General features: G+C 69.8%; 16 protein-coding genes. 8 read left to right on the top strand and 8 right to left on the bottom strand.

Translation table 11 applies throughout. The features are described from left to right. Nucleotides 1-335: 335 nt before the first annotated feature. The 3 genes from QH470_RS27555 to sucC form a co-directional block, all read right to left on the bottom strand. Complete coding sequence (locus QH470_RS27555; protein ID WP_280275267.1) at nucleotides 336-1427, bottom strand: DUF5336 domain-containing protein; 1092 nt, start codon at nucleotides 1425-1427, stop codon at nucleotides 336-338. A 352-nt stretch (nucleotides 1428-1779) separates the two neighbouring features. Beyond that, nucleotides 1780-2694 carry a succinate--CoA ligase subunit alpha gene (gene sucD, locus QH470_RS27560; protein WP_280275268.1) on the bottom strand — a complete coding sequence of 305 codons (915 nt, stop codon included), beginning with the start codon at nucleotides 2692-2694 and terminating at the stop codon, nucleotides 1780-1782. A 13-nt stretch (nucleotides 2695-2707) separates the two neighbouring features. Next, nucleotides 2708-3874: an ADP-forming succinate--CoA ligase subunit beta gene (gene sucC / locus QH470_RS27565; RefSeq protein ID WP_195100379.1), complete on the bottom strand. Its 1167-nt coding sequence runs from the start codon at nucleotides 3872-3874 to the stop codon at nucleotides 2708-2710. Nucleotides 3875-4454: 580 nt separating this feature from the next. On the opposite strand from sucC, the gene QH470_RS27570 reads away from it, so the two are divergent. Beyond that, entirely contained in the window at nucleotides 4455-5588 is a 1134-nt protein-coding gene (locus tag QH470_RS27570) for a M23 family metallopeptidase (protein WP_280275269.1), read from the top strand. A gap of 25 nt (nucleotides 5589-5613) precedes the next feature. Here the strand turns inward: QH470_RS27570 and pcrA are convergent, their stop codons facing one another. Beyond that, nucleotides 5614-8199, bottom strand: coding sequence for a DNA helicase PcrA (gene pcrA / locus QH470_RS27575; protein WP_280275270.1), 2586 nt, complete (start codon nucleotides 8197-8199; stop codon nucleotides 5614-5616). Between the two features lie 305 nt (nucleotides 8200-8504). Here pcrA and QH470_RS27580 point away from each other — a divergent pair, with 305 nt between their 5' ends. Beyond that, nucleotides 8505-8798, top strand: coding sequence for a chorismate mutase (locus QH470_RS27580; RefSeq protein ID WP_187685319.1), 294 nt, complete (start codon nucleotides 8505-8507; stop codon nucleotides 8796-8798). 87 nt (nucleotides 8799-8885) lie between these two features. Here QH470_RS27580 and QH470_RS27585 read toward each other — a convergent pair whose 3' ends face one another. Beyond that, complete coding sequence (locus QH470_RS27585; RefSeq protein ID WP_280275271.1) at nucleotides 8886-10337, bottom strand: NAD-dependent succinate-semialdehyde dehydrogenase; 1452 nt, start codon at nucleotides 10335-10337, stop codon at nucleotides 8886-8888. A 76-nt stretch (nucleotides 10338-10413) separates the two neighbouring features. Between QH470_RS27585 and pgi the strand changes: the two genes are divergently transcribed. From pgi to QH470_RS27600, 3 genes are all read left to right on the top strand, one after another. Further along, complete coding sequence (pgi, locus tag QH470_RS27590; protein ID WP_280275280.1) at nucleotides 10414-12051, top strand: glucose-6-phosphate isomerase; 1638 nt, start codon at nucleotides 10414-10416, stop codon at nucleotides 12049-12051. A gap of 19 nt (nucleotides 12052-12070) precedes the next feature. Beyond that, on the top strand, nucleotides 12071-12496 hold the full coding sequence (locus QH470_RS27595; RefSeq protein ID WP_280275272.1) for a hypothetical protein: 426 nt from the start codon (nucleotides 12071-12073) through the stop codon (nucleotides 12494-12496). 140 nt (nucleotides 12497-12636) lie between these two features. After that, entirely contained in the window at nucleotides 12637-13482 is an 846-nt protein-coding gene (locus tag QH470_RS27600; RefSeq protein ID WP_280275273.1) for a heme-binding protein, read from the top strand. Nucleotides 13483-13491: 9 nt separating this feature from the next. Here QH470_RS27600 and QH470_RS27605 read toward each other — a convergent pair whose 3' ends face one another. Continuing rightward, nucleotides 13492-15111 carry an acyl-CoA dehydrogenase family protein gene (locus QH470_RS27605; protein ID WP_280275274.1) on the bottom strand — a complete coding sequence of 540 codons (1620 nt, stop codon included), beginning with the start codon at nucleotides 15109-15111 and terminating at the stop codon, nucleotides 13492-13494. Between the two features lie 9 nt (nucleotides 15112-15120). Continuing rightward, on the bottom strand, nucleotides 15121-15717 hold the full coding sequence (locus QH470_RS27610) for a TetR/AcrR family transcriptional regulator (RefSeq protein ID WP_280275275.1): 597 nt from the start codon (nucleotides 15715-15717) through the stop codon (nucleotides 15121-15123). Between the two features lie 161 nt (nucleotides 15718-15878). On the opposite strand from QH470_RS27610, the gene QH470_RS27615 reads away from it, so the two are divergent. Together QH470_RS27615 and QH470_RS27620 are read left to right on the top strand one after the other, a co-directional pair. Then, nucleotides 15879-16646 carry a crotonase/enoyl-CoA hydratase family protein gene (locus tag QH470_RS27615; RefSeq protein ID WP_280275276.1) on the top strand — a complete coding sequence of 256 codons (768 nt, stop codon included), beginning with the start codon at nucleotides 15879-15881 and terminating at the stop codon, nucleotides 16644-16646. Nucleotides 16647-16666: 20 nt separating this feature from the next. Then, on the top strand, nucleotides 16667-17911 hold the full coding sequence (locus QH470_RS27620) for a hypothetical protein (RefSeq protein WP_280275277.1): 1245 nt from the start codon (nucleotides 16667-16669) through the stop codon (nucleotides 17909-17911). A 42-nt stretch (nucleotides 17912-17953) separates the two neighbouring features. Here the strand turns inward: QH470_RS27620 and QH470_RS27625 are convergent, their stop codons facing one another. Then, nucleotides 17954-18652 carry a pyridoxamine 5'-phosphate oxidase family protein gene (locus QH470_RS27625; RefSeq protein ID WP_280275278.1) on the bottom strand — a complete coding sequence of 233 codons (699 nt, stop codon included), beginning with the start codon at nucleotides 18650-18652 and terminating at the stop codon, nucleotides 17954-17956. 69 nt (nucleotides 18653-18721) lie between these two features. On the opposite strand from QH470_RS27625, the gene QH470_RS27630 reads away from it, so the two are divergent. Beyond that, nucleotides 18722-18939 (top strand): hypothetical protein (locus QH470_RS27630; RefSeq protein ID WP_280275279.1); only part of this gene is annotated, 218 nt, incomplete at its 3' end.

The following is an 18939-nucleotide window of genomic DNA, read 5'->3' on the forward strand; positions in this document are numbered from 1 at the left end:
TCCGTGGGTGGGGGGGGTGGGGGGGGTTCTCATCAATCGTTGTTTCTGCCCCCCCGCGGGTGTCCTCTACTATCCGGGGGTGCCCCGGGGGGGGGCGGGCCCGCCCCCCCCCCCCCGCCCGGGCGGCGCACCCGCCGGCTCCCGGTGACCGTCCCACCGGGCCAGAGACGATCTCATGACACCACCTTGCCGGACACTCGACCTCGGGCGACCGGCCTCGACCGCGCACGACGGCCGCCGGACAACTCGCTCACAAGGATTCAGCGTGACAGCTCGATACGCGTCGGCGAGTCAGGCGCGCCGGATAGCGCGGCCTGACTCGCCGATGTGCGTTGTTACTTCTGGTCGTCCTCGGGGCGGAAGGCCTTGGTGGCGTCCGCGGCCGGGTTCGAGGCCTGGCTCTCGCCGAACGGCTGGGCCTGCCCGCTCTGCCCGGCCTGCCCGCTCTGGCCGAAGTTCAGCGAACCGTACTGCTGACCGGGCTGCGCCGAGATGTGCTGGGTGGCGTTCTCGTCACCGGTCGGCTGCTGCGGGCGCTGCGGCTGCGCACCGTAGGGCGACTGGGCCCCCGGCTGCGCGCCGTACTGCTGGCCGCCGCCGTACTGGCCGGGCTGACTCGGCTGACCCTGACCGTAGGAGGGCTGCTGTCCGTACTGCGACTGACCCTGCTGGCCGTAGGACTGCTGCCCGTACTGCCCGTAGGACTGCTGCTGCGCGGGCTGGCCCTGCTGGCCGTAGCTCTGCTGACCGAACTGGCCGTAGGACTGCTGGCCCGGCTGACCCGGCTGACCGTAGGCGGCCTGCCCCGACTGGCCCTGACCGTAGGACTGCTGGCCCGGCTGGCCGTAGCCGTACCCGCCCGCGGCCGCCGCCGACTTGGGCGCCGGCGCCGACAGGATGCCGGACTCGAACAGCACCGCGACCACCGCGGCCGCCGTCTGCACCAGGCCCAGGAACAGCACCACCCAGGCGCCCCACGCCAGGCTGATCTCGTCGGGCAGGCTGAACGACTGGAACAGCAGGCCCAGGAAACCGGCGGCGCTGGCCGCCGCGGCGGCGCCGACCCAGTTCTGCTTGGGCAGCAGCGACAGGGCCGCCAGCAGACCGCCGAGCAGCAGGAACACCAGCAGCGGCGAGATGCCGACGGCCTTGAAGAAGGTCTCCGACTGGGCCTCGGTCTTCACGCCCATGCCCAGATCCTGGGCCTTCGACGAGGCGAAGGCGGTGAAGCCCAGCAGGAAGTTGATGACGCCCAGCGCCGCGACGCCCACGGTCAAGAAGAACGGCAGCCCTTTGGCGCTCGAGCCGCTCGACTCCGTCGCGCCGGATCCAGCACCGGCACTACTTCCCGTCTGGCCGAAGCTGGGCGCGGAGGAGGGCGTCGGTGCGGGCGCGTTGTACCCGGAGCCCCCGGTCGGGTATGACATGTGGTCGTCTCCTATCGAGTCCTTCATGGTCTACACGGCTGGATGCCCTCACTGACGCTACTGCAATCGCGCCGCCTGGTCACGGGCACCGCGTCCAGGCCGATCCTCGCAGATTCCGCCGTGAACCCGCAGCCCGCTCGAATCGTGATGCAAGCGAAGCGAACGGAGGTATCCGGATGGATCTGAACGAGATGTTCTGCATGGTCGTGCGCACGCTCGGCCTGTGCCACTTGCTGCCCGCTCCCTGAGCCCCTCCCGTCGTTCCGGCCACGAGCATGCCGGGACGAGGGGCCGAATATCGAAGGCCGCCTTCCCAAGACGGGGGAGGCGGCCTTCGCGCGTAGTGCCGTGGTCAGGCGGTGACGCTGGCATTCTCCAGGATGGCCCGGGCCAGGGCGGCGGTCTCGGACGGCGTCTTGCCGACCTTCACGCCCGCGGCCTCCAGCGCGTCCTTCTTCGCCGCGGCGGTGCCCGACGAACCGGAGACGATGGCGCCGGCGTGGCCCATGGTCTTGCCCTCGGGGGCGGTGAAACCCGCGACGTAGCCGACGACCGGCTTGGTCACGTTGGCCTTGATGTAGGCCGCGGCCCGCTCCTCGGCGTCGCCGCCGATCTCGCCGATCATGACGATGAGCTTGGTCTCCGGGTCCTTCTCGAACGCCTCGATGGCATCGATGTGGGTGGTGCCGATGACCGGGTCACCGCCGATGCCGATGGAGGTGGAGAAGCCGAAGTCGCGCAGCTCGTACATCATCTGGTAGGTCAGGGTCCCGGACTTGGAGACCAGGCCGATCGGGCCCTTGCCGGTGATGTTGGCCGGGGTGATGCCGACCAGCGCCTCGCCCGGGGTGATGATGCCGGGGCAGTTGGGGCCGATGATGCGGGTCTTGTTGCCCTTCTCCACGTTGTAGGCCCACGCGTAGGCGGTGTCCTGCACCGGGATGCCCTCGGTGATGACCACGAGCAGCGGGATCTCCGCGTCGATGGCCTCGATGATGGCGTCCTTGGCGAACTTCGGCGGCACGAAGGCGATCGAGACGTCGGCCCCGGTCTCCTTGATGGCCTCCGCGACACCGGCGAACACCGGCAGCTCGACGGCGTTGCCGTCCTTGTCGGTGTGCGAGACGGTGGTGCCGGCCTTGCGGGCGTTGACGCCGCCGACGACCTGGGTGCCGGCCTTGAGCATCAGCGCGGTGTGCTTGGTGCCCTCACCGCCGGTGATGCCCTGGACGATGACCTTGGAGTCCTTGTTCAGGAAGATAGACATTTGACCTGTTTCCTTACTTGGCCGCAGCCAGCTCGGCGGCCTTGTCGGCGCCTTCGTCCATTGTCTGCGCCAGCGTCACCAGCGGGTGGTTCGCGTCGGCCAGAATCTTGCGGCCCTCTTCGACGCGGTTGCCGTCGAGCCGGACGACGAGCGGCTTGTTGGCCTCGCCGCCCAGGATCTCCAGGGCCTTCACGATGCCGTTCGCCACGGCGTCACACGCGGTGATGCCGCCGAACACGTTCACGAACACGCTCTTGACCTGCGCGTCGTTCAGGATGACGTCGAGACCGTTGGCCATCACCTCGGCCGAGGCGCCACCACCGATGTCGAGGAAGTTGGCCGGCTTCACGCCGTTGTGGTTCTCGCCGGCGTAGGCGACCACGTCCAGGGTGGACATGACCAGGCCCGCGCCGTTGCCGATGATGCCGACCTCGCCGTCGAGCTTGACGTAGTTGAGGTCGTTCTCCTTGGCCTTCAGCTCCAGCGGATCGGTGGCGTCGCGGTCCGCGAACTCGGCGTGGTCGGCGTGCCGGAAGTCGGCGTTCTCGTCCAGGGTGACCTTGCCGTCCAGCGCCAGGATCTCGTTCTCCGGGGTGCGGACCAGCGGGTTGACCTCGACCAGGGTGGCGTCCTCGTTGACGAACACCTCCCACAGCTTCTGGATGGTGACCGCGGCCGCGTCCAGCACGTCGGCGGGCAGATGGCCCTGCTCGGCGATGGAACGGGCGAACGCCAGGTCCACACCCTTGACCGCGTCGACCGGCACCTTGGCCAGACGGTCGGGCTTGGTGGCGGCGACCTCTTCGATCTCCATACCGCCCTCGACCGAGCACATGGCCAGGTAGGTGCGGTTGGCGCGATCGAGCAGGAAGGAGATGTAGTACTCCTCGGCGATGTCCTTCGCCTCGGCGACCAGGATCTTCTTGGTGACGTGGCCCTTGATGTCCAGACCCAGGATGTTGGAGGCGTGGGTGAAGGCGTCCTCGGGGGTGGCCGCATACTTCACGCCGCCGGCCTTGCCACGGCCACCGACCTTGACCTGCGACTTGATCATCACAGGCTTGCCGATTTCGGTCGCGATCGCACGGGCGTCCTCGGCCGAGTCCGTGACCCGGCCTTCCGACGAAGGCACTCCGTGCTTCACGAAGAGCTCCTTCGCCTGATATTCGAAGAGATCCATGTACTCACCGTCTCGTCTGCGTTGTTGTACAACGACTTTGTTGGCGGCCCGTCGTCGGAGGCGGGTCGAATCGGACTCTAATCAGTCACATGGAGGGGAAATCAGCCGCATACAGCCTAAGTGGCGCAGGTCACGGGCCCGCATACCGGGCGGTAAAAGCGCTGGCCAAGGCTACCGGCGAGTAGGTTGCCGACACCACGGCAGGTCGAGCCGGAGAAGTCCGGCCCAGGAGACCGACTACTACGAATCGTCGTCGAGTACGCTCACCTCAATGCCCACTCGATAGTGAGATATTCCCTGGTGTTATCGTGATCAATCTCACATGTCAGGACAGATGGACCGCAGCGCTTGCCGAGCTGCAATCGTTTCGTTACCGTCGATGCGGTCGATGTCACAGCACGGTCACGACGTCGGCGGGAACAATACGTCCCGCAGACGACAACTCGCGTCACCACGGTGAGACTCGGAGACGACACAGGAGGACGGCAGGCTTGTTGCAGCACAGCGCTCCGCAGGTAGAGAGCCGCTCCGCAGGCGACCTGTCCGCCGCATCGCGTCATCCCGAGTCGGGCCCGCGCCGATGACCGCCGATCCGTATCAGCACGGACATCGCGCCCAGTCCGCCCGGCGTTACCGGCAGGACGGCGACCATCCGTTCGGCGGTGTGGAGTTCGGCTCCTACACCGGTGCCGCGGCCGTCCCCGCCCAGCACGGCTGGAGCGCCCCGGCCGCGGCCGAGTGGAACAACGCGCCCGCGGAGAACCCGTGGGGCACACCGCCACCCGATGCCCCCGCCTGGGATTCCTGGGGCACGCCGGAAGACGCCGCCGATCAGGGCGATTACGACTACGACTACCGCGCCGCCGACGACGGGTCGAGCACGCACAGCGGCTGGTCACACACCGATCCCGGGCTTGCGGCCATCGCCGACGACGCACCCGCCCGCCCGCACCGCATCGCTCCCCGCCGATCCGGCGCGCATCGCATGCCCGTACCGCCCGCCGCGCTCAAGGGCCGCGCGGCCGTCGTCGCGGTGGCCGCGGGCGCGGTCGTCGCCGCCGGGCAGGCGACCATGCAGTCAACGGGCCAGAGCCCCTCCTCGACCACCGACTACCAGGCCGACGGGCAGGTGCACGAGATCGCGGCGCAGGCCGTGAGCGTCGCCGACCCGGCCGCCGCCGGACCGCAGCAGCAGTCCTCGCAGCTGGTCAGCGTGGCCCCGGTGACCGACCTCAGCCAATTCAGCGACATCCTGCAGCACGGTGAGCAGTTCGCGGCCGACCTGGCCGCCCAGGAAGCCGCCAAGCTCAAGCCGCTGTACACGAAGTTCGCCTACGGCAACTTCACCTCCAGCTTCGGATTCCGCTGGGGCGCACCGCACGAGGGCGTGGACATCGCCGCCCCCATCGGCACCCCCATCTACGCCGTCGAGGACGGCACCGTCATCGACGCCGGGCCGGCCTCCGGTTTCGGCATGTGGGTACGGCTGCGACACGACGACGGCACGGTCACCGTGTACGGCCACGTCGACACCACCACGGTCAGCGTCGGCCAGCGCGTGATGGCGGGCGATCAGATCGCCACCGTCGGCAACCGCGGCTTCTCCACCGGCCCGCACTGCCACTTCGAGGTCCACCCCCACGGCGGCTCCGCGATCGACCCACTCCCCTGGCTCGCGTCCCGCGGCATCTCGCTCGGACCCGAGCGAGACTGAGCCGCAGGCAGTTTCCTTTCGTCTACTACAGCTTGACCAGGGTGCGGCTGTACTGGGGGATGAGGCGGATCTTGCCCGCGGTGCCGAAATCTATGGTGACCGTGGCGAGGGCGCCGAAGCCCTCGGCGGCGACCACTCGGCCCAGGCCGTACTTGTCGTCGCTGACGCGGTCGCCGACGGCGAGCACCAGGTCGGTGTTGTTGCGCTTGCCGGAGCCGCCGGGGGCCGGGCGGCGGGGGCCTCGATCGCGCAGGCCGGGGCGCTGATCCCAGCCGTCGCCGCGGGTCCAATCCCGTTCCAGCCCATCGTCGTCGCCGCGGCGGCGGAATCCGCGAGTGACCGTGGCGGCGGGCTCGAGGCGCTGCCAGTCGACCAGGTGGCCCGGAATCTCCTGCAGGAACCGGGATTCCGGGTTCGACACCGGCTGACCCCAGCCCGATCGCACCACCGCGCGGGTGAGATACAGCCGGCGGCGGGCGCGGGTGATGCCGACATAGGCGAGGCGGCGCTCCTCGGCCAATTCGGTCGGGTCGCCCAGGGCCCGCATGTGCGGGAACTGCCCGTCCTCCCAGCCCGTCACGAACACCACCGGGAACTCCAGGCCCTTGGCGGTGTGCAGGGTCATCATCGTCACCACGCCCGAACCCTCGTCGGGAATCTGGTCGGTGTCGGCGACCAGCGACACGCGCTCCAGGAAGGCCGCCAGTGAGCCCGGCTCCGGCTCACCCTCCGCGGCCTCGGGCACCAGGCCCTCCTCTTGGGCCGCGGCCACGTTGTTGCGTGCCTCGGAGCTGAATTCCCGGGCGACGCTGACCAATTCGTTGAGGTTGTCCAGACGGGCGCCGTCCTGCGGATCGTCGGAGGCCTCCAGTTCGGCGCGGTAGCCGGTGCGCTCCAGGACGGCCTCGACAACATTGCCGACATCGGGGAAGTCCAGATCCTCCTGCGCGCCGGCCGCTCGGATCCCGTCCAGCAGATCCATGAATCCCGCGATGGCCCGCTGCGCCCGCGTGTTCAGCAGCGCGACCTTGCCGTCGGCGGCGTCGCGCAGGGCGGCGGCGAAACCGATGCCGCGCTGCTCGGCGTGCACGACCACGCACGCCTCGGCGCGGTCGCCGATGCCGCGGCGCGGGGTGTTGAGGATGCGGCGCAGGCTCACCGCGTCGTCCGGATTCTCCAGGACGCGCAGGTAGGCGACGATGTCGCGGACCTCCTTGCGCTCGTAGAACCGGACGCCGCCGACCACCTTGTAGGGCAGGCCCATCCGGATGAAGATCTCCTCCAGCGCGCGGGAGTTGTTGTTGGTGCGGTAGAAGACCGCCACGTCGCTGTAGTTGTAGTCGCCCTGGTCGGCCAGGCGGTCGATCTCGCGGGCCACGAACGAGGCCTCGTCGTGCTCGTTGTCGGCGACGTAGCCGACGATCAGGTCGCCGTCGCCGGAATCGGTCCACAGCTTCTTCTCGCGGCGGCCCTCGTTCTTGGAGATCAGCGAGTTGGCGGCGGACAGGATGTGCTGGGTGGAGCGGTAGTTCTGTTCCAGCAGAATCGTTTCGGCGTCCGGGAAATCGCGTTCGAATTCCTCGATGTTGCGGATGGTGGCGCCGCGGAACGCGTAGATCGACTGGTCGGCGTCACCGACGACGCACAGTTCGCTGGGCGGTACCGCGTCCTCGCGGCGCACCGGGGTGAACTCCGGATCGGCGGCCGACGCCCCGGCATCGGCATCGTCGACCTCGGCCTCGGCGTGGTGGCCGACCAGTTCCCGGATCAGTACGTACTGCGCGTGATTGGTGTCCTGGTACTCGTCGACCAGCACGTGCCGGAATCGGCGGCGGTAGTACTCGGCCACCTGCGGGTGGTGCTGCAGCAGCGCGACCGTCTCGCCGATCAGGTCGTCGAAGTCCAGCGCGTTCGCCGCGCGCAGCCGCCGCTGGTACTCGGTGTAGACCTGAGCGACGATGCCGGGCAGCTCGCTCTCGTCGGATTCCGCGTCGGCCGAGGCGGTTTCGGGATCGATCAGTTCGTTCTTGAGATTCGAGATGGCGGTGGCCAGCAGGCGCGGCGAGTACTTCTTCGGGTCCAGGTCCTGGTCGCGGATGATCATGGCCAGCAGGCGGCGCGAATCGTCGGCGTCGTAGATGGAGAAGTTGGAGTTGCGGCCCGGCAGCAGCCCGGCCTGGGTGCGCAGGATCCGCACGCAACTGGAATGGAACGTGGACACCCACATATTGGTGGCGCGCGGGCCGACCAGTCCGCTCACCCGCTCGCGCATCTCCGCGGCGGCCTTGTTGGTAAAAGTGATGGCCAGGATCTGGCCAGGTGTCACGCCGCGGGCCGCCAGTAGGTAGGCGATGCGGCGGGTGAGCACCGCCGTCTTGCCCGACCCCGCGCCCGCGACGATCAGCAGCGGCGAACCCGAATGCATCACCGCCGCCCGCTGCTGCGGATTCAGGCCCTCGAGCAGCCCCTCGGCCCGTTCTCGCGCGCGGTCGGCGGGCTCCGCACCCCCCGCCGGCCGTCGGTTCAGCTCGTCCCCCTCGGTCCGCTCCGGGCGTTCGGAATCTGCCGGTTCCGAAGCAGAGCGCGTCTTGTCAGCCACCGTCGTCTCCATCGTCCATCCACGCTACCGGCGGGCACCGACATCCTGTAGTCCGGTGACGCACTCCGCAGCCGCGAGAACGAAGAACTGTTTGGCTCGCCTCGGGGCCCGTGGCAGACTGGCGGCATGACCAGCGCTCTCGCGTCCACTTCCGCTCGGCTGAGCACAGCCCGTCGTGGTCACCGACCTTGCACCTGAGCGCATGTTTCGACGGGGGACAATGAAAGACCCACCGGGTCTGTTTCACGGTGAAAGAACCGATCGGTAACGGGGTGGGGCCGCGCACCGATCGAAGTTCTGACACGAGGAGAGAAAGTATGAGTACCTCTACGACCGAGACCGGGTCCGATTCCGCGCTGCCCAGCAGCGAGGCGGAGATCGATAAACTCCGCAAGGAGATCGACCGGCTCGACGCCGAGATTCTCGCCGCGGTCAAGCGGCGCACCGAGATCTCGCGGATCATCGGCCGCACCCGGATGGCCAACGGCGGACCGCGCCTGGTCCACTCGCGGGAGATGAAGGTGCTGGAGCGGTTCAGCGAACTCGGCCAGGAGGGCCACACCCTCGCCATGCTGCTGCTGCGCCTCGGCCGCGGCCGGCTCGGCCACTGACCACACGCGGCGCTCCCGAGCGCCGCTGCCCCAGAGACCGCCCCGGTGTTTTCGCCCGGGGCGGTTTTCTTCTGCCCGGATGCCGCGCTACGGCAGCGCGATGTACTTGGTGGACAGATATTCGTCGATGCCCTCGAAACCGCCCTCACGGCCGAAACCGGACGCCTTCACGCCGCCGAAGGGCGCGGCGGGGTCGGAGATGACGCCGCGGTTGATCCCGACCATGCCGGATTCCAGGCCCTCGGCAATGCGCAGGGCGCGGTCCAGATTCCGGGTGTAGGCGTAGGCGACCAGACCGAATTCGGTGTCGTTGGCGGCGGCCAGACCCTGCTCCTCGGTATCGAAGCCGACGATCGGCGCAACTGGGCCGAAGACCTCTTCGCGCAATATGCGGGCCGACTCGGGCACCTCGGACAGGATCGTCGCCGGGAAGTAGTAGCCCGGCCCGCCGGGGGCCTTGCCGCCGAGGGCGACCTGTGCGCCCTTGGCGACCGCGTCGTCCACCAGTTCGGTGACGGTATCGAGCTGGTTCTGGTTGATCAGGGGACCCAGCGTGGTGGACGGGTCGCTGCCGGGGCCGAGCTTCACCTCGCCCATCGCGGCGACGAACTTCTCGGTGAATTCGGCGCGCACCGAGTTGTGCACGTGGAAGCGGTTGGCCGCGGTGCACGCCTCGCCGCCGTTGCGCAGCTTGGCGAGCATGGCGCCCTGGACGGCGGCGTCCACGTCGGCATCCTCGAACACCACGAACGGCGCGTTGCCGCCCAGCTCCATCGAGGTGCGCAGCAGGCCGTGCGCGGACTTCTCGACCAGCGTCCGGCCGACCTCCGTGGAGCCGGTGAACGTCAGCTTGCGCAGGCGGGAATCGGTGAGCAGCGGTTCGGTGACGGCGCTGGAACGGCTGCTGGTGATCACCGACAGCACGCCCGCGGGCAGACCCGCGTCGGCGCACAGCCGCGCCAGCAGCAGCATGGTGAGCGGGGTGGCGGAGGCCGGTTTGACGATCATCGTGCAGCCCGCCGCGAGGGCCGGGCCGATCTTGCGGGTCCCCATGGCGAGCGGGAAGTTCCACGGCGTGATCGCCAGGCAGGGCCCGACCGGCTGCTTGTGCACCACGATGCGGCCGGTGCCGGTGGGCGCGGTCTGGTAGCGGCCGTGCACGCGGACCGCCTCTTCGCTGAACCAACGGAAGAACTCGGCGCCGTAGCGCACCTCGTTGCGGCTCTCCGGCAGTGCCTTGCCCATCTCCAGGGTCATCAGCAGCGCCAGGTCCTCGGTGCGCTCGACGATTCGGTCGTAGACCGCGCGCAGGATCTCCGCGCGATCGCGGGACGTGGTGGCGGCCCATTCGCCCTGGGCCGCGACCGCGGCGTCCAGGGCGCGGACCGCGTCCGCCGGGGCGGCGTCGGCCACGTGGGTCAGCGGTTCGCCCGTCGCCGGATTCTCGACCGGGAACGTCGCGCCACCGGTGGCATCCACCGGCCCGCCGATCCACAGCTGCGTAGGGACTGAATCGAGGAGTTCGCGTTCGGACACCATGCCCCAAGCCTACGAGCCGACGCGGGCGCCCGACGGAACCAGCGCGGTACGTATCGGGTGGGTAATGTCGAAGTTTGTGAGCAGCGACATCACCGCGACGGCGGCCTGGCGGAAAGTGCGCGATCATCATTCGGCCATTGCCGACCGGCACCTGCGCGAGTTCTTCGCCGAAGATCCGGAACGCGGGCGGGACCTGACCATCGAGGTCGCCGACCTGCACATCGACTACAGCAAGCACCGTGTCACCCGCGAAACCCTCGATCTGCTGGTCGAATTGGCCGAGGCGGCGGGGGTGCCGCGCCGCCGCGACGCGATGTTCGGCGGCGAGCACATCAACACCTCGGAGGATCGCGCGGTCGGGCACGTCGCGCTGCGGCTGCCGCCCGGTGCGTCGATGACCATCGACGGCGCCGACGCCGGCGCCGAGGTGCACGAGGTGCTGCGCCGGATGGGCGAGTTCACCGACGCGCTGCGTTCGGGGCAGTGGCGCGGCGCGAGCGGCGAGCGCATCCGCACGGTGGTGAACATCGGCATCGGCGGTTCGGACCTGGGTCCGGTGATGGTGCATCAGGCGCTGCGGCACTATGCCGACGCGGGCATCTCGGCGCGGTTCGTCTCCAACATCGATCCGGCGGACCTGACCGCGAAGCTCGACGGCTTGGACCCCGCGACGACGCTGTTCATCGTTGCGTCCAAGACGTTTTCGACGCTGGAGACGCTGACCAACGCGACCGCCGCGCGCCGCTGGCTGGTCGCCGCGCTGGGCGAGGACGCGGTCGCCAAGCATTTCGTGGCGGTGTCCACCAACGCGGAACGGGTGTCGGCGTTCGGGATCGACACCGCCAACATGTTCGGTTTCTGGGATTGGGTCGGCGGGCGCTACTCGGTGGATTCGGCGATCGGGCTGTCGGTGATGGCGACCGTCGGCAAGGAGCGGTTCGCCGAATTCCTGGCCGGGATGCACAGCGTCGACGAGCACTTCCGGACCGCTCCCCCGGCCGCCAACGCGCCACTGTTGCTGGGTCTGCTGGGGGTGTGGTACTCGAACTTCTTCGGCGCGGAATCCCGTGCGGTACTGCCGTATTCGAACGATCTGTCCCGCTTCCCGGCCTATCTGCAGCAACTGACGATGGAGTCCAACGGCAAGTCGGTGCGCGCCGACGGGACCCCGGTCGCCACGTCGACCGGGGAGATCTTCTGGGGCGAGCCCGGCACCAACGGGCAGCACGCCTTCTACCAGTTGCTGCATCAGGGCACGCGGTTGATCCCGGCGGATTTCATCGGCTTCGCCCGGCCCACCGACGACCTGCCGACCCGCGACGGCACCGGCAGCATGCACGACATCCTGATGAGCAACCTGTTCGCCCAGACCAAGGTGCTGGCGTTCGGCAAGACCGCCGCCGAGATCGCCGCCGCGGGCACCGACCCGAAGCTGGTGCCGCACAAGGTGATGCCGGGTAACCGGCCCACCACCGCGATCCTCGCCGAGCGGCTCACCCCGGGGGTGGTCGGACAGCTGATCGCGCTGTACGAGCACCAGGTGTTCGTGGAGGGCGCGATCTGGGGCATCGACAGTTTCGATCAGTGGGGCGTGGAACTGGGCAAGCAGCAGGCCCTCGAGCTGGAACCGCTGCTGACCGCCGCCGAGGATCCCGCGCCGCAGCCGGATTCGTCGACGGATGCCTTGATCCGGTGGTACCGCGCGCGGCGGTAAGGCAGGTACCGTCACGACCATGACGTCGGTTGCACGACATGTGCTGTGGTTTCTGCCGATGCTGTGGCTGGGTATGGTGCTGGCGATCTCGTTCCTCGAGGCGCCGCTGAAGTTCCGGGCGCCGGGCATCACGCTCGCCCTGGGCCTCGGTATCGGTCGCCTGGTGTTCCGAGCGCTGAATATCGCCGAGGCAGTGCTCGCGGCGGTGCTGGTGGTGGCCGCTCTCGTGGTCGGGCCGTCGGGCGCGACGTGGGCGTGGCTGATCGCGGCCGCGGTCGTGCTGGCCGTGCAGGTGGTCGTCGTCCGCCCGCCGCTGACCCGCCGCTCCGACCGCGTGCTGGCGGGCGAGGACGGGCCGCGGTCCACCGCGCACTACTGGTACATCGGTTTCGAGGTGCTGAAGGTGATCGCCCTCATCGGGCTGGCGGTCGCGGCGGCGCCCTGATCCCTTCGCGGCCCACGACATCCCGCGCCGGAAGCGTGTACTTGCTCGTAGGATGAACCGGCACGACCGAATTGGGGGCATGCGCGGAAAGCGGCGCGGCGGTACACCGGTACGCGGGGGAACTCGTCTCGGGAGGGTCCATGTCCACCGTCTTTCGCGCCGCCGCACCGCAACCCGGCGACGCCGCCGACCTCGGTCCGCTCCAGAACCTGCCCGGAACCTGGATGGGCACCGGATTCAGCCTCGCCGAACTGCCGGACCACGAAGGCGGCGCGCCGTTTCGGTTGCGCCTCAACGCCACTCACGAGACGCTGACCTTCACCGAGATCGGCGCGCCCATCCTGAACCGCGGTAACCTCCAGGACGACATCGTCTTTCGCGGACTGCACTACCTACAGCAGATCTCCGACGCGCAGACCAGCGAATCGCTGCACGTGGAGAACGGCATGTGGCTGTTCGTGCCACCGACTTCCGCGCCGACCTCGGGGCCGACCGTGGTGCGGATGGGCAACATTCCGCACGGCGACTCCTTCCTGGCCCAGGGCGCCCCGATGGCGGATGTCCCCGGGGCGCCGGACATTCCGCCGCTGGACTCCACGCCGCGCGGCTTCATGTTCGGCCAGGGCTACTTCCCGCCGACCGGAACCCAACTGCCGCCGGGCATTCCGGACGAGACCCTGCGCAACCCCGCGGTGCTGCTGCGCCGGGTGCTGAAGGAACAGACCGTGCTGCACACGACCACCCTCGACGTCCGGACGGGCCCGGCCGATATCCGCAATATCGGCTTCGTCACCTCGAACGCGGAGGCCGTCGCGCTGCGGTCCGTGCTGTGGATCGAAACGGTGCAGCGGCCCGACGGCACCGAAACCCTGCAACTCCAGTACAGCCAGCATGCGACCCTGCGGTTTCCGGCGGGACCGCAGCCCGACCCCGCCGTGCCGGTCGACTGGCCCCACCTGCAGGTCGCCACGCTGGTGAAGCAGTAGGGCGCGCCGTCAGACGAAGGCGCGCTCGATGATGGCCCCGGTGTCGACGCCGACCGGCAGCGTCCCGAACGCGATGCCCCAGTCACCGCCGAACCTGGTGGCGCAGAAGGTGTCCGCGACGGCGGCGTGCCCGTGGCGGACCAGCTGCGCGCCCTGTAGCACCAGCGCCATCAACTCGACCACGCGGCGGGCGCGGTATTCGATGTCGGTCAGATCGGTGAGTTCCTTGCCGATGCGGTCGATCGCGTCGTCGAGATGGTGGTTGCCGCCGCGCGCCAGGGCGACCTCGTTGAAATAGGCCTCCACCGTTTCGGGCTGTCGGCCCATCGCGCGCAGCGCGTCCAGCGCCGCCACGTTCCCGGAGCCCTCCCAGATCGACATCAGCGGCGCCTCGCGATACAACCGCGGCATCCCGGATTCCTCGACATATCCGTTGCCGCCCAGGCACTCCAACGCCTCGGCCGCATGCGCGGGGGCACGCTTGCAGACCCAGTACTTCGTGACCGCCAGCGCGATGCGACGCAGCGCCGCCTCGGCCGGATCGGCGGTGGCGCGGTCGGTGGCCCCGGCCAGGCGCATCATCACCGTGGTCGCCGCGTCGGACTCGATGACCAGATCGGCGAGGACGTTGCGCATCGCGGGCTGGTCGATGAGCTTGGCGCCGAAGGCTTCTCGATGCCGTGCGTGATGCACCGCGTGCACCACGCCGACCCGCATCCCGGTGGCCGAGCCGATCACACAGTCCAGCCGGGTCATGTTCACCATCTCGATGATGGTCTTGACCCCGGCGCCCTCCGCGCCGACCAGCCAGCCCACCGCGTTCTCGTACTCGATCTCCGAGGAGGCGTTGGACTTGTTGCCGAGTTTGTCCTTGAGCCGTTGCAGCCGAAGCGGATTGCGGCTGCCGTCGGGCAGCACCCGGGGCAGCAGGAAACACGACAACCCGCCGGGCGCCTGGGCGAGGGTGAGGAACATGTCCGACATCGGCGCGGAGGTGAACCATTTGTGCCCGACGATGCGGTAGGTGCCGTCGGACTGCGGCGTGGCCGTCGTGGTGTTGGCCCGCACGTCGGAGCCGCCCTGCTTCTCGGTCATCGACATGCCCGCGATCAGGCCGGACTTGGACGAGGGCTCCCGCAACCCGAAATCGTATGTGCGCGAACCCAGCAGCGGCTCGAACCGGGCCGAGAGTTCCGGGTTGTGCCGCAGCGCGGGGACGACCGCGTAGGTCATCGAGATCGGGCACATGTGACCGGCGTCGGCCATACCCCAGGTGTAGAACTTGGCGGCGCGGGCGGTATGCGCGCCGGGACGCTCGTCGAGCCAGGGACTGCCGTGCAGGCCGTGGGCCACGGCCACCCGCATCAGCTCGTGCCAGTACGGGTGGAACTCGACCTCGTCGACGCGGTGGCCGTAGCGGTCGTGGGTGTGGAGCACCGGCGGGTTGTCGTTGGCCAGGCGTCCCCACTCCTGCGCCACGGAACCGCCTGCGAGCGCGCCCAATTCGCGCACCTCGGCCTCGGCCCAGCCCGCGCCCTCCCGGTGCAGCCCCTCGAGTAGCGCGGGATTGCGGGAGAAGTCGAACGGGACGAGGTCGGGAACCTGGTTGAACACTTCGTGGGTGAGCATGGTGGACTCCTATTCGTGCAGGCCCAAGGCCCGCAAGGCGAAAGTGACGAGTTCGGGCACCACCGCTTCGCCGTGTAGCCCGTCGGCCAGCGGACCGACCAGCACCTCGCCGATGGCGCCGACCAGGGCGGCCGCGCTGACCCGCGGATCCTGCGGCGGCAGTTGGCCGTTCGCGACGCCCTCGGCGACCGCCGACTGGAAGGTCTCGGCGAAGGCGCGGCGGAACCGCAGCCGCTCGGTATCGACCGCCGCGTCGACCGGCTCGGCCAGCAGTACGTAGGCCAGCTTCGGGTTCTTCAGCGCGCGGCCCGCGAAGGTCTCCACCGCGGCGGTGACCCGGTCCACGGAGGTGCCCTCGGCGCCGGCCGCCGCCACCGCCGCGACCTCGCGGGTGACCACATCGCGGAAGACCGCCGTCACCAACTCGGTCTTGCCGCTGAAGTTCTTGTAGACGGTGCCGGTGGCCACGCCCGCCTCGGCCGCGACGGCCGCCATGGACAGACCCGAGAACCCGCGCTCGGACAGCACCCGGGCGGCGGCGTGCACGATCGCGCCCGCCTGCGCGTCGAGGCGGGCCTGCACGGCAGGGGTTCTGCGGTAGGCCATGCAAGAAGTGAATCACGGATTCATTTCTTGCCGCAAGGGGGTATGGTCGGGTCGGGAACGGCACGCCGCGCGGGTCGCGGCGGTCGACGACAGCGAGGAGCGGACGTGGCCGCAGACACCTTCGACACAGCGATGCCGCCCGGTGGAACGGCGGTTCGGTCATGAGCGTCCGGATCGAACGCAACGGCCCGGTGTGCACGGTGGTATTGGATCGCCCGGAGGCCCGCAACGCCGTCGACGGACCCACCGCACAGGCGTTGGCCGACGCCTTCCGTGAGTTCGATGCCGACCCGAAGGCCTCGGTGGCGGTGCTCTGGGGCGCGGGTGGCACGTTCTGCGCGGGCGCGGACCTGAAATCCCTTGGTACCGAACGCTCCAATCGAGCGGCCGCCGACGGCGACGGGCCGATGGGTCCGACCCGGATGCGGCTGTCCAAGCCGGTGATCGCGGCGGTCTCGGGCTACGCGGTGGCCGGCGGACTGGAGCTGGCGCTGTGGGCGGACCTGCGAGTTGCCGAGCAGGACAGCACCTTCGGGGTGTTCTGCCGGCGCTGGGGTGTGCCGCTCATCGACGGCGGCACGGTGCGGCTCCCCCGCCTGATCGGCGCGGGGCGGGCCATGGACATGATTCTCACCGGCCGCGCCGTCGGCGCCGCCGAGGCGTTGCAGATCGGGCTGGTGAACCGCGTCGTGCCGCCGGGCGAATCCCGCACGGCCGCAGAACAACTCGCCGCCGAACTGGCCGCGCTGCCGCAGACCTGCCTGCGCTCGGACCGGACCTCCGCGCTGGAGCAGTGGGGGCTGGACGAGGAGGCCGCGATCGGCAACGAGTTCCGCCACGGCCTGACCGCGCTGTCGGACGCGGAGGGTGCGCTGGCCGGTGCCCAGCGCTTCGCGTCCGGCGCGGGTCGCCACGGGGCCTCGGCGTAGTCGAGCGGGAGCGGCCACCGGTGACGAATCGACTCGGTGTCGTCGACGAGATCTTCCTGCGCACGCATCGCGGCCTCGGTACGCCGATCGTCCTGCAAGGGTTGTGGCGCACCGCCGATCGGGTGACACCGGCCGTGCTGGAGCAGGTGCACGCGGCGTTGCGCGTCGGCCCGCTGGGGCGGCGGGTCGTGCGTCCGCGGGTGCCGGGCGCGCGCCCGTCCTGGCGGGCCAACGACTCGGCGCATCCGCTGCGTATCGCCGACCGCCCGCTCCCGGCCGCGGAGCTGCTGGACTGGGCGGACCCGCAGGGGTCGGATCTCGATCCGGAGTTCGGGCCGGGGTGGCGGTTGTCGGCGACGCGGCTGGACGACGGCGGGTCGGTGGTGTCGCTGACGTGTTCGCACGCACTCGCCGACGGGCGCGGCCTGACGATCGCGGTCGACCGGGCGCTGGCCGGGGCGGCCGGGGCGCACGGCGCGGAAATCGCGGCGGCGGAGTCGGATTGGGCCGATGCGCGGCGGCAGTGGTCGATCGTGCTGGGCGGCACGGCGCGCGCGCTGCGACGCGGCGTGCCGAGTCGGCCGACCGCACCGGCCGCGCGGGTCACCAGCGCGGGACGGCACGCGACATGCGGTGCCGTGCTGCAAGTTCCGGCGGCGGACTGGGAGCTGGTAAGTGCCGCGCACGGCGGGACCGCGAACAGTCTATTCGTGTATCTCGTCGCGAAGATGCTGTGGGACAGCGGGTTTCCCGAACCTACCATCGACGCCAGTGTTCCGGTCGACACGCGGGCGGAGCCACGGGTGGACAACGACATGGCGATGACCGAGGTCACGGTCACGCGCGCCGATACGCCCGCGACGTTGCGCGAGAAGTGCCGGGCCGCATACGAACACCGCATGTCCGCGCCGAGCGGGCTGCCCGAGGAACTGCTCCAGGTGCTGCCCGAGCGGCTGGCCTACCGTCTGTCGCGGGGAGCGGGTGAGCGAGATGTGCTGTGCTCCAATATCGGCGCGCTACCGGCGTCGCTCACCCACCTCGGCCCGCACCGCTGCACCGGCGTCGCGGCGCGCGCCATCCATCCCGGACTGTCGCGGTCCCAGCTGCCGCGAACCCGCCTGTCGGCGTACCTCTCCCGCACCGCACACACCTACACACTCGCGCTGGTTTCGCTGGATCCGGACCACATCGACCGCGCCGAATCCCTCCGAGCGTTCGCGACAGCCACTCTCGACTCGCTCGACCTGCCGAACACCAGGTGGTGACTCGGCGGTGGCGCACCGCACTGTGCGCCTTGCCCGGATAACTTACGATCGTGCGCGCACCGGTGCCGATGCGGACGAGACCCGGGCGCGCACATGCTCCGGGAGGTCGATATCCGACGCGAGATCCGCTGCGGGAACCGGCTTTTCGAAGACCTGGCGGACCGGTAGTACACCTGCCCAGACGTCGGAACCGAGATCTGCGGGATCATCGCTGGGCCCGGCGGCCCGGGTCTTCACCGAAGCCTCGGTGAGGTCGAGCGCGAGAACCATGGTGGCGGCCAGTTCCTTGTTGGTCGGCGGGCGGACGTAATCCCAGGAGCCGGGCGCGGCGTGCTCGACCACGGCGCGCAGGCCGTGCAGGCGCTCCTCCCGATCGGTGAGTTCGACGGCCCGCCCGTGGATCACCGCCGAGCGGTAGTTCATCGAGAAATGCATGGCCGAGCGGGCGTAGACGATGCCGTCGAGGTGTGTGACGGCCACCGACACGGGTTCGGCGAGGGCGGCGCGCAGATTCCCGGCGCCGGTGGAACCATGCAGGTAGAGCGTGTCGCCGTCGCGACCGTAGGTGGTCGGCAGCACCACCGGCGCGCCGTGCAGCAGCACGCCGAGGTGGCAGATCAGACCGTCGTCGAGAACCGCGTCCAGCGCGCCGCGATCGGCGGCGGCGCGGTCCCGGTAGCGCGTGAGAGTGCTGCGCGAGGTCGGGGAAAGCGGGGTCCGGGCGGCACGTGACTCGGTCATGTCACCAGCATGTTCCCCACAATGGCATCATTGAACGGCCAATTCGACAGAAGAATGAAAGACCACTTCATGAGCGCTGCGGAGGAGTTGATTCTCACCGTCGACCGCGGTTCCGCCCGGCCGATGGCCGTTCAGGTCGCCGACGGCCTGCGCGCGGCGGCGGCCGAGGGGCGGCGCCCCGGGCGCGGCGCCGTGGGCGCCCCCCCCCCCGCGCCCCGCCCCGGGCGGGGCCCGCCCCCCCCCCCCCCCGCCCCCCGCCCCCCCCCCCACCCCCCCGCCGCGGGGGC

Source organism: Nocardia wallacei (assembly GCF_029868745.1).
Classification (GTDB): Bacteria; Actinomycetota; Actinomycetes; order Mycobacteriales; family Mycobacteriaceae; genus Nocardia; species Nocardia wallacei_B.

Coding starts and splice junctions, on each gene's coding strand:
- QH470_RS27610 (WP_280275275.1), bottom strand. CDS start 15,717: ATGGCCTACCGCAGAACCCCTGCCGTGCAGGCCCGCCTCGACGCGCAG.
- QH470_RS27580 (WP_187685319.1), top strand. CDS start 8,505: ATGAGTACCTCTACGACCGAGACCGGGTCCGATTCCGCGCTGCCCAGC.
- sucD (WP_280275268.1), bottom strand. CDS start 2,694: ATGTCTATCTTCCTGAACAAGGACTCCAAGGTCATCGTCCAGGGCATC.
- QH470_RS27605 (WP_280275274.1), bottom strand. CDS start 15,111: ATGCTCACCCACGAAGTGTTCAACCAGGTTCCCGACCTCGTCCCGTTC.
- pcrA (WP_280275270.1), bottom strand. CDS start 8,199: ATGGAGACGACGGTGGCTGACAAGACGCGCTCTGCTTCGGAACCGGCA.
- sucC (WP_195100379.1), bottom strand. CDS start 3,874: ATGGATCTCTTCGAATATCAGGCGAAGGAGCTCTTCGTGAAGCACGGA.
- QH470_RS27585 (WP_280275271.1), bottom strand. CDS start 10,337: ATGGTGTCCGAACGCGAACTCCTCGATTCAGTCCCTACGCAGCTGTGG.
- QH470_RS27595 (WP_280275272.1), top strand. CDS start 12,071: ATGACGTCGGTTGCACGACATGTGCTGTGGTTTCTGCCGATGCTGTGG.
- QH470_RS27600 (WP_280275273.1), top strand. CDS start 12,637: ATGTCCACCGTCTTTCGCGCCGCCGCACCGCAACCCGGCGACGCCGCC.
- QH470_RS27570 (WP_280275269.1), top strand. CDS start 4,455: ATGACCGCCGATCCGTATCAGCACGGACATCGCGCCCAGTCCGCCCGG.
- QH470_RS27625 (WP_280275278.1), bottom strand. CDS start 18,652: ATGACCGAGTCACGTGCCGCCCGGACCCCGCTTTCCCCGACCTCGCGC.
- QH470_RS27555 (WP_280275267.1), bottom strand. CDS start 1,427: ATGTCATACCCGACCGGGGGCTCCGGGTACAACGCGCCCGCACCGACG.
- QH470_RS27615 (WP_280275276.1), top strand. CDS start 15,879: ATGAGCGTCCGGATCGAACGCAACGGCCCGGTGTGCACGGTGGTATTG.